Source organism: Pseudoalteromonas sp. APC 3355, assembly GCF_030407615.1.
In the GTDB taxonomy this organism is placed as follows: domain Bacteria; phylum Pseudomonadota; class Gammaproteobacteria; order Enterobacterales; family Alteromonadaceae; genus Pseudoalteromonas; species Pseudoalteromonas distincta.
Window position 1 is genome coordinate 496,189 of the sequence record NZ_JASDDB010000001.1, and the last position, 14,683, is coordinate 510,871.

General features: G+C 40.4%; 7 protein-coding genes. 1 reads left to right on the plus strand and 6 read right to left on the minus strand.

Annotated elements, in window-relative coordinates:
• Positions 1-143: 143 nt before the first annotated feature.
• From QMA08_RS02175 to QMA08_RS02200, 6 genes are all read right to left on the minus strand, one after another.
• On the minus strand, positions 144-2,558 hold the full coding sequence (locus tag QMA08_RS02175) for a glycoside hydrolase family 15 protein (protein WP_290173495.1): 2,415 nt from the start codon (positions 2,556-2,558) through the stop codon (positions 144-146).
• Positions 2,559-2,567: 9 nt separating this feature from the next.
• The gene (locus QMA08_RS02180) at positions 2,568-4,067 is read right to left on the minus strand and encodes an MFS transporter (RefSeq protein ID WP_290173497.1); all 1,500 of its coding nucleotides are present in this window, start codon (positions 4,065-4,067) and stop codon (positions 2,568-2,570) included.
• Positions 4,060-5,910, minus strand: coding sequence for an alpha-amylase family glycosyl hydrolase (locus QMA08_RS02185; protein WP_290173499.1), 1,851 nt, complete (start codon positions 5,908-5,910; stop codon positions 4,060-4,062). Before QMA08_RS02185 ends, QMA08_RS02180 begins: the two co-directional genes overlap by 8 nt.
• A gap of 89 nt (positions 5,911-5,999) precedes the next feature.
• Entirely contained in the window at positions 6,000-7,856 is a 1,857-nt protein-coding gene (locus QMA08_RS02190) for a glycoside hydrolase family 13 protein (RefSeq protein ID WP_290173500.1), read from the minus strand.
• Positions 7,856-9,349 (minus strand): tryptophan halogenase family protein, encoded by a 1,494-nt coding sequence (locus QMA08_RS02195; RefSeq protein WP_290173501.1) that lies wholly within the window; start codon positions 9,347-9,349, stop codon positions 7,856-7,858. The genes QMA08_RS02190 and QMA08_RS02195 overlap by 1 nt, the downstream gene beginning before the upstream one ends.
• A gap of 104 nt (positions 9,350-9,453) precedes the next feature.
• The gene (locus tag QMA08_RS02200; protein WP_290173503.1) at positions 9,454-12,246 is read right to left on the minus strand and encodes a TonB-dependent receptor; all 2,793 of its coding nucleotides are present in this window, start codon (positions 12,244-12,246) and stop codon (positions 9,454-9,456) included.
• Between the two features lie 663 nt (positions 12,247-12,909).
• On the opposite strand from QMA08_RS02200, the gene QMA08_RS02205 reads away from it, so the two are divergent.
• Positions 12,910-14,532 carry an alpha-glucosidase family protein gene (locus QMA08_RS02205; RefSeq protein ID WP_024595270.1) on the plus strand — a complete coding sequence of 541 codons (1,623 nt, stop codon included), beginning with the start codon at positions 12,910-12,912 and terminating at the stop codon, positions 14,530-14,532.
• Positions 14,533-14,683: the final 151 nt, after the last annotated feature.

The following is a 14,683-nucleotide window of genomic DNA, read 5'->3' on the forward strand; positions in this document are numbered from 1 at the left end:
AAATTTCGTTATCTTGTTATTACCAACAAATAATTAAGTATTACTACTTATTCATATTAGTTTAAATACAAAATTACTGAATAGTAAAAAAGGCTTCTAAATTTATTTAGAAGCCTTTTTTAATAACTGCAGCTTGCTTTATATTAGTCTTTAAGCGACTCGGCTACCACAGGGTAATAATCCCAAACTTGTTTATCACTGAGTGAGCGTACAAGCTTAATGTATTCTGCATGTGTCCATGCAAGTGGCGTTGCTGAGTTTGTGCCCTCGCCTAGTTCATAACCAGCTTTATTTACACCTACACCATCCCATACTTGCTCTGGTAGCATTAGCCCTTTATTGGCAAATTGCTCTAAGCCTTTAACATAGCTGTTTTTAATTTGCGCTTGTTTAGCATCATCCAGAGCGTTGTTCGCATTAGCTGCTGCGATTTCGTAATGCCCGCGCTCACCGGTGAAAAATGGCCATACACGCCCACGTTGGCCTGGTGTATTACTACCACCCTCAGCATAGTTTGTGCCTTTAACTTCATCTTCACCGTAGCCATCATTACCATAGCGGCGGTAGCCTGCAAAAGTGCCGCTGCCGTCGTCAAAGCTAAAGCTGTATTTAACTTGTAGGTTATCTTCAAGCGTTTCGTCATCGTACTCAGGTAGTGTTTTAACAATGCTTTCGTCGTTAGCACCACGTACGCCATAGCGTACTAGTTCTAAAAACCCGCCATCTAAAATTTGCTTTTTATTAAACCCTTCACGGCCATTATTAGCGTTAATTTTAGTGTCTGAGTTTGCATCGGTATCTTGGCCTATACGGATAAAGTATTCGCCATCGCTATTTTCGCCTTTTAAGTTACCTTTAGTGGTAAACATTTGCGATTCAATATCGTTGTTATACTTTTTAGCCGTAGCTAGGTAGCGCTTTGCGTTTGTATCATCGCCGCTTAGTGTTGCAATATCACTGGCTGTAATAAGGCCTGCCACTATTGCCGCAGTAGTCGAAGGCGAATAACCACTTTGCTCTTCCCAGCGCTCTTGTTGTGTTGCCGGTGGTGTAATTTGTGTGTCGTTCCACAAAATTTTAGCAAGTCCCCCCTCGACTAAAAAATCGGCCGCTGGTTTTAACATTTTGCCGTACCAGCTTTTTAGCTCTTCATCGCTAAGTACATTGGCTTTATGTAACTTCCATGCCAGCATAATAGGCATAGCAGTTTGATCAAGCTGTACGCCTACCCATTCTAATTCACCATCGACGTGTGTTTTTTGTAAAAACCAGCCGGTATCGCCTTTATTTCCCGGTGTTTTGCTGTTTACTTGCACTTTTTCAAGGTATTCGAAAGCAGTTTTTGCTGTGGCTGTATCACCGAGTGCCATAAAGGCCATGGCTACTTGATAAAAGTCGCGCACCCATACTGCTTTATAACCCGTAGAGCCTTCTTTGGCTGAAACAGTTTCGCCCCATGGATTAGATAGAGAAGCAATTAATGCCCCTGCGTGTGTTTTATCTTCTTGTGCTTTTAATACCATGGCACTGGTGTATAAAAGCTTACCGTTATCGGCTGTTTGTTCAACCATGGTATTAAGCGGTTTTAGACTTTGTAAGTAATCTTCCCAGCCTAGCGCTTCACCTTTACCGTTATAGTGTTCAAGCACCGCTTGGTACCCTTTTGCTAAGCTTTTTTCGCCTTGCTTTATACTTTGCTGCTGCGTTTTACCAAAGCTAAGGGCTAAATCAAAGGTAGTATTTGCACTTATCTCGCCAAGCTCTGCAAGCATGCTTACATTACCTGCTGTATCGCCGGTATTTGTGTATTGTGTATTTATAGATTGCGTAGTTTTAAGTGTGTTAATACCATCGGTTTCACCTGTAAACCCTACCGTTTTTGCTTTAAATGGTGATGAGGATTGAAGTGATAAATAGTTATCGTCTTCCCATGCGACAAGCCCTTGCTCTGTTGTTTTAGCAAAGTCACCTAGCCCGTTATTATTAATATACGGATTAACAGACACATATGCTTTTAGCCCTTCAAGCTCAGTGTTAAATACACTGCGTACAAATAATGTTTGCCCATCTGGGTCAGTAAAAATGTGTTTTTCTAGGCTAAAGCGCCCTTGTTTATCAGTGCTAATTACTTTATAAGCCAGAGAAAGTGGGCGACCTTGTGCATCTTTATGTAAGTAATCAATGGTGACATCTAAATCATCAGCTTCACTAACGGTAAAGTCTTTACCTGTTACTATAAATTGCATGTCTTTTATTTGAGCTTGGTGAATAAGCCCAAACATGGTTTCGGTGATCATACCTTTAGCAATTGAAAACCACACCTTAGATACATCGCCCGTTGCAGCTGAATCACTGTATTGGCCGTTTTGGTATTGCTCGTACGATGTACCAATACCGGTTTTACCCGCATAAGCCCAAAAAGGCTCTGCGCCTGGGGCGCCTGGTGCTGATGTAACCTGTGCTGTGGTACTTTCGTTAGTTGTGCTTGTGTTTTGAGCGCCGCAAGCCGTTAAACCTAACGTTAAAAGTGAGGCGGTTATAAGGTTATATTTTTTCATTGTGTGTCCTTAATGTGAATTTTTAACGCGCATTACCGCAACGGCAGCGACAACGAACGAGGCTGCACCAATTAACAATGCGTAAATAGGCTGATTAGAAAATACGTGGCGTAAAATGAGCCCTAAAATGCTGGCGGCAAGTAACTGAGGTATAACTATAAAAAAATTAAAAATACCCATGTAAACGCCCATTTTATTACTTGGCAGTGCGTTACTTAGCATGGCGTAAGGCAGCGATAAAATAGACGCCCACGCAAACCCCACCCCAATCATAGGAATAAGTAACATTTTAGGGTCTTGAATAAACATAAAGCTTGCAAGACCTAACGCGCCCAGCAATAAATTAAAACAATGCGCGCCTTTTAACCCCATTTTTTTAACTAAAAACGGAATACACATAGCGGCAATAGCTGCAAAGCCATTGTAGGCGGCAAATAAAATACCCACCCAGTCTGCACCATCGTTAAATGCTTTAGAGGTTGCATCGCTACTACCATAATGAAAGCTTGTTACTGCTGCGGTGGTATAAATCCACATGGCAAATAAAGTAAACCAGCTAAAAAACTGCACCCATGCAAGCTGCTTCATGGCTTCTGGCATTGTAAATACATCTTGTACTACTTGGTAAAAACCACCTTGAGTTTTGTTAGCATTTTTAAGCGCTGCTGCAATCCACTGCACAATACCAAACGCTAATAAACCACCAGCAAGTAGGTATAATTCTTTTTCAAGGGATAAGCCTATTACTAATGCAAGAGTTGCTAAACCTAACACTACAAAAATAATGGCGCCTTTATTAAAGTTAATATCAACCAGTTTGCTTGTAGTTGGTTGAGCGCTCTGCTTTTCAAAAGCCGCTAATTGCTCTGGGCTATACTCTTTTGTACGTGCAACGGTCCAAAGCACAGCAACAAGTAGCACCACCCCACCCCAATAAAATGAGTATTTAACAGACTCTGGAATTTGCCCAGGCGCTGCAGTATTACTTACATCAAACCAGTTGGTCATCATCCATGGTAATGCTGAGGCTAGTACCGCACCAATACCAATAAAAAAGCTTTGTAACCCGTAACCTGTAGCGCGTTGTTTTTCTGGTAAATTATCACCAACAAGTGCTCTAAACGGTTCCATGGTTACGTTGATTGACGCATCCATTATCCATAACATACCAGCGGCAATCCAAAGCGTAGGAGAATGCGGCATAATAAATAATGAAAGCGTTGTTAACACTGCGCCTATAAAAAAGAACGGACGGCGGCGACCAAAGCGCCCCCACGTTTTATCGCTCCAGTAACCAATAATAGGCTGTACGATTAAGCCAGTAAGAGGGGCTGCAACCCATAGAATGGGAATATCATCAACTTGTGCGCCTAATGTTTGAAATATTCGGCTCACATTGCCGTTTTGCAGGGCAAAACCAAACTGTATGCCTAAAAAGCCAAAACACATGTTCCATATTTGCCAAAAACTTAAGTTTGGCTTATCGGTATTATTATTTTGATTATTCATTGCTAGCCTTATTTGTTAATACTGCGCTGCTAAATGCATCAAGTGTGAGTGTAAATGTTGCGCCTTGCGGGTGAGCTTTAAGCTGAGGGGTGTGATTTTCAAGTAAATCATTTAATAGCGTATTTTCACCTAATTGTGCCTTTGATAAATTAACCGTAATTGTTTGTGGCTGCTCGCTAAAGTTACTTAACACATACACACTTTGCTGGCCTAAAGAGCGGGTAAAACCAACAACACGTTCACTTCCTACAAGGTTAAGTGCCGACATTTCTCCGCCTACTACAGCAGGTAAACTATTTAGTGACATAATCGCTTTGTAGTAGTCACGAAGTGCTACTTGCTCTTGTGTTAAATTAGCACCGTCAAACTTGCCATTATTCATCCATGCTTGGTGCGCTGGCACGCCAATGTAGTCAAAAATACTGGTGCGAGTAGGTGTTCCAAAACCTGCGTTTTCTGAACCATCTTCCCCCACATCTTGGCCAAAATATAATAAAGTAGGTGCGCGACTAATTAAGCTAGAAACTACCATTGCTGGTTTCCCCCAGCGTGCATTACCTGCAAAGTCGGGGCTCGCGATGCGTTGTTCGTCATGATTTTCTAAAAAATGCAGCATGTGTTTCTCTATATCGAGCACACTTTGATGCGCATCAAAAATACTATTGGCAGGTTGTTTAAGTTGCATTATCGCTTTTAAGGTATCGTAAAAGCAGACTTTATCGTAAAGGTAATCCATTTTACCTTGCTGAATATAGGCACGGTACATTAACGGGTTATAGACTTCGGCCAATAAAAAGGCATCGCTTTTTTGCATTTTTATTGACGAATTTAAAAAGCTCCAAAATTCAACCGGTACCATTTCGGCCATGTCGTATCTAAAGCCATCAACGCCTTTGTCTAACCAAAATAGCGCTATGTCTCTAAATTTGTACCAGCTGTTAGGGAGCTCTTTACCTTGCCAAAACTCGTAGTGAGCACGGTAATCCTTGTCTTTATAGTCGTTTGGCAGCTGAGCAAAATCGTAGCTACCATCTGGCTTTACGCCATAATTTACTTTTACTGTTTCGTACCAATCGTTTATGTCGGGTTTCGGTACACGGGCACCATTACCTGTCCATTTAGCGGGTGTTTCATCAAAAAAGCCATCAGCTAGTGGGCTTTCATTACCCCCTAATGCTTTATACTCTGGCGATGTTGGCACCTGAAAAGACTGCCCTGGTACGTAGTAAAAGTTATTATTTTTATCGTACGCTTTAGTGGTGTCGTCTTGTGCGCCAAAGTCTTTAACGCCTTTAGGTTTGCCAAGGGATTGGTAATTTCGTGCTACATGGTTAGGCACTATATCAATAATGACTTTCATACCGTGGCTATGTGTACGCTCAATAAGCTGGCTAAACTCCCCCATGCGGTTTGTTACATTAACGGCTAAATCGGGGTTAACATCGTAGTAATCCTTAATTGCGTACGGTGAACCTGCACGGCCCTTTACTACATCGGGGTCATCTTGCGAAATGCCGTAGTCGGTATAATCGCCTACTAACGCATGGTGTAACACACCGGTATACCAAACGTGCGTGATACCTAGCTCTTTAATGCCTTTTAGGGCTGCATCGTTAAAGTCGGCAAATTTACCTACACCATTTTGATCTTTAGTGCCCCATGGCACATTGGCTGTTTCGGTATTACCAAACAAACGGGTAAATACTTGATATACAACCGGCTTGGTAAGCTCATTTTGCGTGTGTGCAGGTGGTTGCTGTTGTTCAGGTTTGTTATTTTCTGAACACCCTGTAGCAATAAGTGCACTACAAAGTACTGCGGGTACATAAACTGATTTTTTCATTGTGTGTCTTTTTTGTCAGTATTGTTATTAACTTTATACTAAAGATTACTGCAGCAACCATACAGTTGCTGCATACGTATTCAGGTAAACTATTGAGAGGTATTTATAATTAATACCGTTGCACTCATTGCCGGTAAAGCAACTGTATTACCCAACACCTGTGTTTTGTGGGTGAATAAGTTAAGTGCTTTGGTATTTTTTGGTATTACTTCCTGCATATACTCAATATTCTTAGTTAGCTCTTTTGTGTTTTTATTCATAAATACCAACACAGTTTGCTCGTCGCTAATACGCGCGTAACTATACACGCCTTGTTGAGGCGTAAAGTGCACAAGTTTTCCTTTATCAAGTGCTGGGCTGCTTTTTCTAAAATTAAGCAAGGTACTAATTGTTTTGTGCATGTCTTTTTGCTGTTTTGTTAGCCCCTCGCCTGTAAAGGCGTTCCGAGTTTGGACTTTAAATCCACCCGGGAAGTCGATTCTAATATCGCCATGATCTTTACTTGGGGTGTTATCTAATAGTACTTCGGTGCCGTAATACATTTGCGCTATACCACGTGTGGTTAAAAACAAGGTCATCGCCATTTTTGTTTTAGCAACGTCTTGCCCAAGCTCGGTGTATACACGGCTCATATCGTGGTTATCAGCAAATACCATAATGTTATTAGTATCAGGGTATAAAAAGTCATTAGCTAACGATTCATAGACTTTAACCCAGCCCGTGTTCCAGCTTTCTTCTTCATTTAGCGCTTGAATTACCGACTCTTGCAAAGAAAAGTCCATCACGCTTGGTAAGCTTGATGTATAACCATCTTGGTTATGCTTGCCACGTTGCCAGTAAGAGGCAATAGCAGGGTTTGACGTCCACTCTTCTCCAACAATATTAAAGTTTGGGTACTCCTGCATTATGGCTTTTGTCCAATCACTCAAAAATGCTTTATCTGAATATGAGTAGGTATCAACTCGAATTCCGCTTAAATCGGCGTATTCTATCCACCAAATAGCATTTTGAATTAAGTATTCACTTAACAGTGGCTGGCGCTGATTTAAATCGGGCATGGTTTCTACAAACCAACCATCGTTAAACTGGCGCTTGTCGTATTCACTCGCGTGTGGGTCTTGTATAGTTTGGCGCGCATGGCTTGTGGCGTTTTTACCTTTTTTAAACTCGCCATTAAAGTTAATCCAATCTTTAGTTGGCTTATCTTTAACCCAAGTATGCTCAGAGCCAAAATGGTTAAGAACCATATCCATTACCAGGCCTATGCCCTGCTCTTTTGCTTTTACCGAGAGCGTTTTATATAACTGGTTTGAGCCCATACGTGGGTCAACTTTATAAAAGTCTGTAATTGCATAGCCATGGTAAGAATAATTAGGCATGTTGTTTTCAAGCACTGGGGTTAGCCAAAGCTGTGTTACGCCTAAATCGTTTAAATATGGAAGTGCGTTTATAACACCTTGTATATCACCACCGTGGCGCCCACCCTTAGTACTAGGATCAGCGGCTTCTAACATGCTAGGAACGCTATCGTTTTGTTTATCACCATTAGCAAAGCGATCGGGGTTAATTAAATAAAGAGTATCGGATGATGTAAACCCTTGGCGCTTTGCGCTGTTTTTATCCCGTTCAAGTAATGAAAACTCAAAATTTTGACTCGCTTCGCTGCTGTTAAATTCAAGCGTTCCTGCTTTAGCGGCGTCGGTAATGGTAATATTTAAAAATATATAATTTGGGTTATCTGTACGTGTTACTTTATTTAACTTAACACCATTGTATTTAGCTAATTTAATTTGCTCGTTTGTAATATTTTGCTCATGCACCATGATGGTTATGGTGTTTTTGTTCATGCCAACCCACCAATTAGCAGGCTCAACGTTAAGTGCGTAGCTAATGGTTGGTAAAGTACAGGCACTTACAAGTAAAAGTGTGTTTAAAAATCGCATCATCAGGCCTTTTTAATTTTTGCTAAAAAATCTTTATGAGTGGGTAATTGATCTACTGTTGAGGTAATAAGCGTTTTTAATGTAGAAAATAAGTCGTTTAGTTGTTCACTGCTTAATGAGTCAACAATACTGTTGTAATCATCGGGGATGAGACCTTGGCCAATAAATACCTGTTGCCAAGCAACTTCGGCAAATAGTTCATCGTTTTCGCGCACTACTTTGCCAGTTTCCTTAAATAATTTGAGCTTGTGGGCCAATGAGTGAGGAATGTCCATTTGCTTGCATTGTCGCCAAAAAGCAGAATCTTCTCGCTCCGTCAGTTTGTAATGCAAAATAATAAAATCGCGTATGTGCTCTATTTCTATCACGCTTTGCTTATTAAATTCAGTAACTAAAGTTTCGCTTATGCCATGATGTGGAAACAGCTTTATTAAACGGGTTACTGCACTTTGTATTAAATGAATACTGGTTGACTCTAACGGCTCTAAAAAGCCACTAGCAAGACCAACCGACACCACATTTTTATGCCACTGCTTTAAGCGCCGTCCTGTTTTAAATTTTATAACACGTGGCGCCGTAATGGGCTCAGCGGGTAAATTTCTTAATAATAACTGCGTTGCTGCATCGTCAGATAAGTAACGGCTACAGTACACCAAGCCATTACCTATTCGGCTTTGCAGCGGTATTTTCCACTGCCAGCCTGCGCTGTGTGCAATTGAACGCGTATAAGGTTTTAGCTCGCTAGTACCTTGAGACTGCACCGCTACGGCGCTGTCGCATGGTAAGTAATGAGACCAATCTACAAAACCTGTGTTAAGGGTTTGCTCTATGAGTAAGGCGCGCTGGCCTGTAGCGTCAATAAAAAGATCGCCATTTATCTGCTGTGTGTTATCAAGGGTTAATGATTTTATATTGCCTGATAGAGGGCATTGTTCAGCCTGCTCTATTTTGGCATCAATATGATCAACACCGCGTGACATTGCGAGCTTTTTTAAAAACTCGGCATATAAAGTTGCGTCAAAATGGTACGCATAGCTTAAGCCAGGTAATTGCGTGTTAGGTATGGTATTTAATGGTGCAAACTTATGCTGTTTAGCTGCTTGGTAATTTAACGAAAAATCCCATAGGCTGTCTTCACAACCTGTAATTTTTCCTTTTACCCAAAAATTGTAAAAATCGCAAAAAGGGAAGTCTTTTCCAAATGAGCCAAAAGCATGCATGTAGCTATGAGAGGTGGTTTTCCAATTTTCGAACTCAATTCCTAGTTTTATAGATGCATTAGTTGCGTTTATAAACTCTTGCTCGTTTATACCCAGCGCGTTGTTAAGTTGAATAATAGGCGGAATTGTTGCTTCACCCACGCCTATAGTGCCAATAGTACTTGACTCAATAAGGGTTATTTTAATTACCTTACCTAACACTTTATTAAGCAAGGCGGCTGTTATCCACCCTGCAGTGCCCCCGCCTGCGATTACGACGTGTTTTATTGGTTTCATATTATTGTCCACGTTTACAGTTTAAAGCTTTGTTAAGTTTGATAAAGTAGCTATAAAAAAGCCCTTGTAAAACAAATTACAAGGGCTCCTACACACAACCTTTATTATAGCTGGTAGCTAAAGCCTAACAAGTAAGTGCGACCGTAATCTTGGTAGTCGCGAACTTGTAGCGCGTTATCGCCAGAAAGCGATGTGAACGGCTCTTCTGTTAAGTTTTGAACTTGGAACTGAATTGATAAACCTTCAAGGCTCTCAACCCCTGCTTCAGAGAAGTCATAACCTGCCTGAATATCCCAAATTGTTTCGCCGATAATATTCACTTGCTCTGTATTAAAGCCTAATCCGTAAACATCACCTTTGAAGTCACTACGCTTACGCATGCTGGTTCGTAATTGCATGCCATTCATCTCGTAGTAAACCGTTAAGCTTTGAATTTTATCTGATAGACCCGGTAGTTCGTACTCATTGCCATTTCCATCTTCAATATCAGATTCAATACCTGTATGACTAGCAATTAAGCCAAAGCCTTCAAGAGACGGGTGGAAAATTTTAAATGGTAACGCTAGAGATAGCTCGTAACCGTATAGGTCACCGCCGCCGCCATTTACTTTACCACTGCCAGTACCTTCTGACGTAGCTGGGACTTCACCTGTTGATGGGTCCGCAACACCCGACATATCAATCGCGTAAGTACCGTCAAAAATCCACTGGGTTAAGTCTTTATAGAAAAATGCAGCAGAGAAGTAACCTTCATCACTAAAGTAGTTTTCATAAGATAAATCGTAGCCTGTTGCTTCTTTAGGTTCTAGATTAGGGTTACCACCCGATACAGACCAAAAGTTACCGTTTTCATCCGGTGTATCATTATATGATGCATTAACAGAGGCGTTCATTTCATCTATACGCGCACGTGAGATTGTTTTAGCTGCGCCAAAACGTATTGTTTGCTGCTCATCAATCGCAAGTGATAAATTTAAGCTTGGTAAAACGTGAGAATAATCGTGACCAATATCTGTAGGTGAAGTAATGACTAGACCAGTATTCCCATCTACACCAAAAGCATTACCTTGAGAGGATTGATCTGTATGAACATAGCGCACCCCAACATTACCAGTTAATGGAAGACCACTTACTTCTGCATTAATATTAGCTTGTGCAAATGCTGAGGTGATTTCTTCTTTTACTGTCCACGACTTAGTTGCATGAGTTGAGCTAGTTAAACTTTCGTCAAGGGTTTCATAGTAACCATCATTAACTAAACCATTTACATCGTAGGCTATCATGTCGCCTAGCCCAATAAAGTCAAGGCCAACACTGCCTAAACGGTATTGCTCAGGTACACTAAGCATTCCTGGGTTTTCAAGAGAAAAATCAGTTAAAGTTAAGAAGTAACCTTGCGAAGATTTAGACTTTTCACGCTCTTTATAACTTAAGCCAAATTCAATTGAGCTAATGTATTCGTTTTCTAGTACTTTAGACGCTGCAAGTTTTAATGTAACTAATTCATCTTCAATAGTTGGAGCATTAATAAAACCGTCTTGAGCTTGGTTTTCATACTCTGTGCCAGTTAATCCATATGCATCATTTAGTGCAGAGCTTGCACCCCACGAAAGCGGCCCACCTAATTGAATTAGATCATAATCGCTGTAATCTAAGTCATGTGAAAAAGTAGCGCCAGTATTGCCACCATTAAAAGCATAACCTAAGTTATCTGCAACACCGCGAGAATCACCACGCCCTGTACCTGAGTAGCTTTCTATACTCCAAATTTTACGGTCAACTTGCGAGTAGCTTGCGTCAAATTCTACTGACCATGAATCATCAATATCGTATTTAGTGTTAAATCCAAATGCAGTTAGTTCAGCATCACGCTCTTGGTAATCGTTACGCACAACAACACGTTGGCCTTGTGTTACAGCACTTGTTATAAATCCACTTTCTGCATCTACTATAGCACTGCTTGCATCAATACTACCTTGACCCCAAGCAAAAGGAACTTCAATGCCGCGTAAAATTTGCTCATCTGTAAAGTCTACATACAACGCATCAAACGTCATATTTAGTTTATCTGTAGGCGCTGCCTCTAGAACAAGCATTGCTGAATCACGTTCAAGCGTTGATGAACGAACATATGGTTTAGCACCGCCTAAAATTGAATACGAGTTACCATCTTCAGCAGTGAATTCAGGGTAGCCCCATGAATTCCAACGTTTTTCTTGGTTTGGCGAGCTCATGGTGTTTAGTGCAAATGCAATACCAATGGTGTCATCAGCAAACTGGTCGATGTATGAGAAAGTGCCACGGTAACCGTCGTCGTTGCCGTCAGGGTTTAATTTATCAAAGCTTGTTTGCTCATACTGTCCATTAACTTGAACAACACGTTCACCTTTACTTAGTGGGCGAACTGTTTGCATGTTAATTATGCCCGCAATACCCTCTGCATCTAAATTTGCACTAGGTGTTTTATAAACAGTTACACCGCTCATAATTTCTGATGGGTAAAGGTCAAATTCTACGCCGCGGTTATCACTAATAGATACTTGCTCGCGGCCATTAAATGTAGTACCGCTTTCGTTTTCGCCAAAGCCACGAATAGATACTCTACTTGCACGACCATCTAAGCGTTGCGCCGTTAAACCTGGTAAGCGTGCAATAGACTCAGCAATAGATGAATCAGGTAGCTTACCTATATCTTCTGCTGAAATTGACTCAACGACTTGAGTAGAAAAACGCTTTGTGTTGATTGATTCTACAACACTGCCACGAAAGCCTTTTACTTCGATAACCTCAACGTCATCATTTTTGACTGTATCTTCTTGTGCTGCTACAGAGGCAAAGCTTGCTAATCCTGCAGTAGCCATTGCCAACGTTAATATACTTGGTTTGAACATAGACATGATGTTTTTCCCGTTACCCATATTGTGATACTCGCTTCTTTATTTGAGTGATAGTCAAACAGGCGAGCTAATTTTGTTGTCAGGATGGATATTAACGCCAGCTTTATTTTATTAACAACTTTATGCATACGTATTCAACAGTTATAGCACGACTTCACATTAATATAAACCTTGCCAAATAAATATTAAGCAATTGATTTCATTGCAAATAAAACCATTAAAAATGACGTAGCTAACTTTACATGTAAAATCTACTGTATCAAAAACTAAAAGTTAACAGCACGCAATGTAAACAAAGTGAAACTAATTAGTATCGCTATTCAAAATAAGAAATATTAGACACAATTCAAATGTTTAATTGGTCAGACCATTAAATTCAAAACATAAAATATATTTTCTCTTGTATGACAAACCGTTATGTTTAATAAAAGTCAGAAAGTAAGTCAGTACCATAATTGGTAAACACCCAACACATAAATAAAACACCTTTAAGCTAGCTATAAGTACTTATTTTTAATAATTTAATTGCGTTAATTTTAGTGCATACGTATGCAGACTTTTTACAGTGTACAAGGCTTCACGTATGCTTTTTGCAAACAACGTGATTAATCGTAATCACAAATAAAAATAGTCTAAATACTGTGTGGAATGACGGAGAAAAGCATGACCCAAAAGCAGTGGTATAAAGGTGCGGTTATTTATCAAGTTTATCCGCGTAGCTTTCAAGATAGCAACAACGATGGCATTGGTGATTTAAGAGGGATTATTAATCGTATTGATTACATTAAAAGCTTAGGCGTTGATGCTATTTGGATTTCACCTTTTTTCAAATCGCCAATGAAAGACTTTGGCTATGATATTAGCGACTATCGTGACATTGACCCGCTTTTTGGTGACCTAAATGATTTTGATGAGCTAATAAGCGAAGCCCACACTCGTAATATTAAAATAATTATTGATCAGGTGTTAAGCCATACATCAGATCAACACCAATGGTTTACTGATAGCCGTGAAAATCAAAATAACAGTAAAGCCGACTGGTATGTTTGGGCTGACGCAAAAGATGATGGGACAGCCCCAAACAACTGGCTATCTATTTTTGGTGGTGGTGCTTGGCAGTGGGAGCCTCGTCGCGGGCAATACTACCTACATAATTTTTTAACCGAACAACCGGATCTTAACTTTCATAACCCAGATGTTCGAAAAGCTGTGCTTGATAATGTTGAGTTTTGGCTCAAAAAAGGCGTTGATGGTTTTAGGCTTGATGCAATTAATTTTTGCTATCACGACGCGCAATTACGTGATAACCCGGCTAAACCAAAAGATAAGCGCCAGGGGCGTGGTTTTAGTGAAGATAATCCGTATGCATTTCAGTATCATTACTACAATAATACTCAGCCTGAAAATATTGAGTTTATGCAAGATATTCGCACACTACTTAATAAATACCCAGGTACTGTATCGCTTGGCGAAATCTCATCAGAAGATTCATTAGCTACAATGGCGCAGTACACCCAAGGTGGCGACAAACTGCACATGGGTTATAGCTTTGAACTATTAACAAATGATTACTCAAGTGAATATATTAGAACTACGGTTCAAACTCTAGAACAACGTATGACTGAAGGCTGGCCATGCTGGGCATTTAGTAATCATGATGTAGAGCGCGTAGCGAGCCGCTGGAGCGAAAATGGCGAAGTAAACCCTCAACAATGTAAAATGCTAACCGCCCTATTAGCTTCTCTTCGTGGCAGCGTGTGTATGTATCAAGGTGAAGAGCTAGGTCTAGGTGAAGCAAGTGTGGCATTTGAAGATTTACAAGACCCATACGGCATTACATTTTGGCCTAATTTCAAAGGGCGTGATGGCTGTAGAACACCAATGCCTTGGGATCTAGCTGATTCATCTCATGCAGGTTTTAGTGAAGTAAAACCTTGGCTACCCGTTGATAATGCACATAAGCAGCAATCAGTAGCTATACAAACAGATGATAACAACTCAATTTTAAATGCCTACCGTGAGTTTATGGCATGGCGAAAAAGCCAAACAGTTTTACTTGAAGGTGATATTGAATTTATAGAAACGCCAGAGCCTGTGCTTGCTTTTTATAGAACGCTTGGAAAGCAAAGGATGCTTTGTATGTTCAATCTCAGCGCTAAGCAAACAAGTATTGATATGCCAACATCAATCGTTAAAGAATACACCGAGCTTAGCCACCACAGCGCAAAGTTAGACCAAGGCACCACAACGCTTGAGCCTTACGCATGTTTTTACGCTCAGTGTTAATGACTCAAAAGTTGCGTTTAATGTTTACCTAAGTGCGTTACGCACAAAAAAGCCCAAGCTATTCACTTGGGCTTTTTTGTATTTAACGCATTCTAATGACTTTTAGGTTCACCATTTAGACATTCAGTTAAAGCAAATAATACGACTGATA

Excerpts from the sequence above, each read along its gene's own strand:
- QMA08_RS02175 (WP_290173495.1), bottom strand. The coding sequence starts at position 2,558 with ATGAAAAAATATAACCTTATAACCGCCTCACTTTTAACGTTAGGTTTA.
- QMA08_RS02180 (WP_290173497.1), bottom strand. The coding sequence starts at position 4,067 with ATGAATAATCAAAATAATAATACCGATAAGCCAAACTTAAGTTTTTGG.
- QMA08_RS02185 (WP_290173499.1), bottom strand. The coding sequence starts at position 5,910 with ATGAAAAAATCAGTTTATGTACCCGCAGTACTTTGTAGTGCACTTATT.
- QMA08_RS02190 (WP_290173500.1), bottom strand. The coding sequence starts at position 7,856 with ATGATGCGATTTTTAAACACACTTTTACTTGTAAGTGCCTGTACTTTA.
- QMA08_RS02195 (WP_290173501.1), bottom strand. The coding sequence starts at position 9,349 with ATGAAACCAATAAAACACGTCGTAATCGCAGGCGGGGGCACTGCAGGG.
- QMA08_RS02200 (WP_290173503.1), bottom strand. The coding sequence starts at position 12,246 with ATGTCTATGTTCAAACCAAGTATATTAACGTTGGCAATGGCTACTGCA.
- QMA08_RS02205 (WP_024595270.1), top strand. The coding sequence starts at position 12,910 with ATGACCCAAAAGCAGTGGTATAAAGGTGCGGTTATTTATCAAGTTTAT.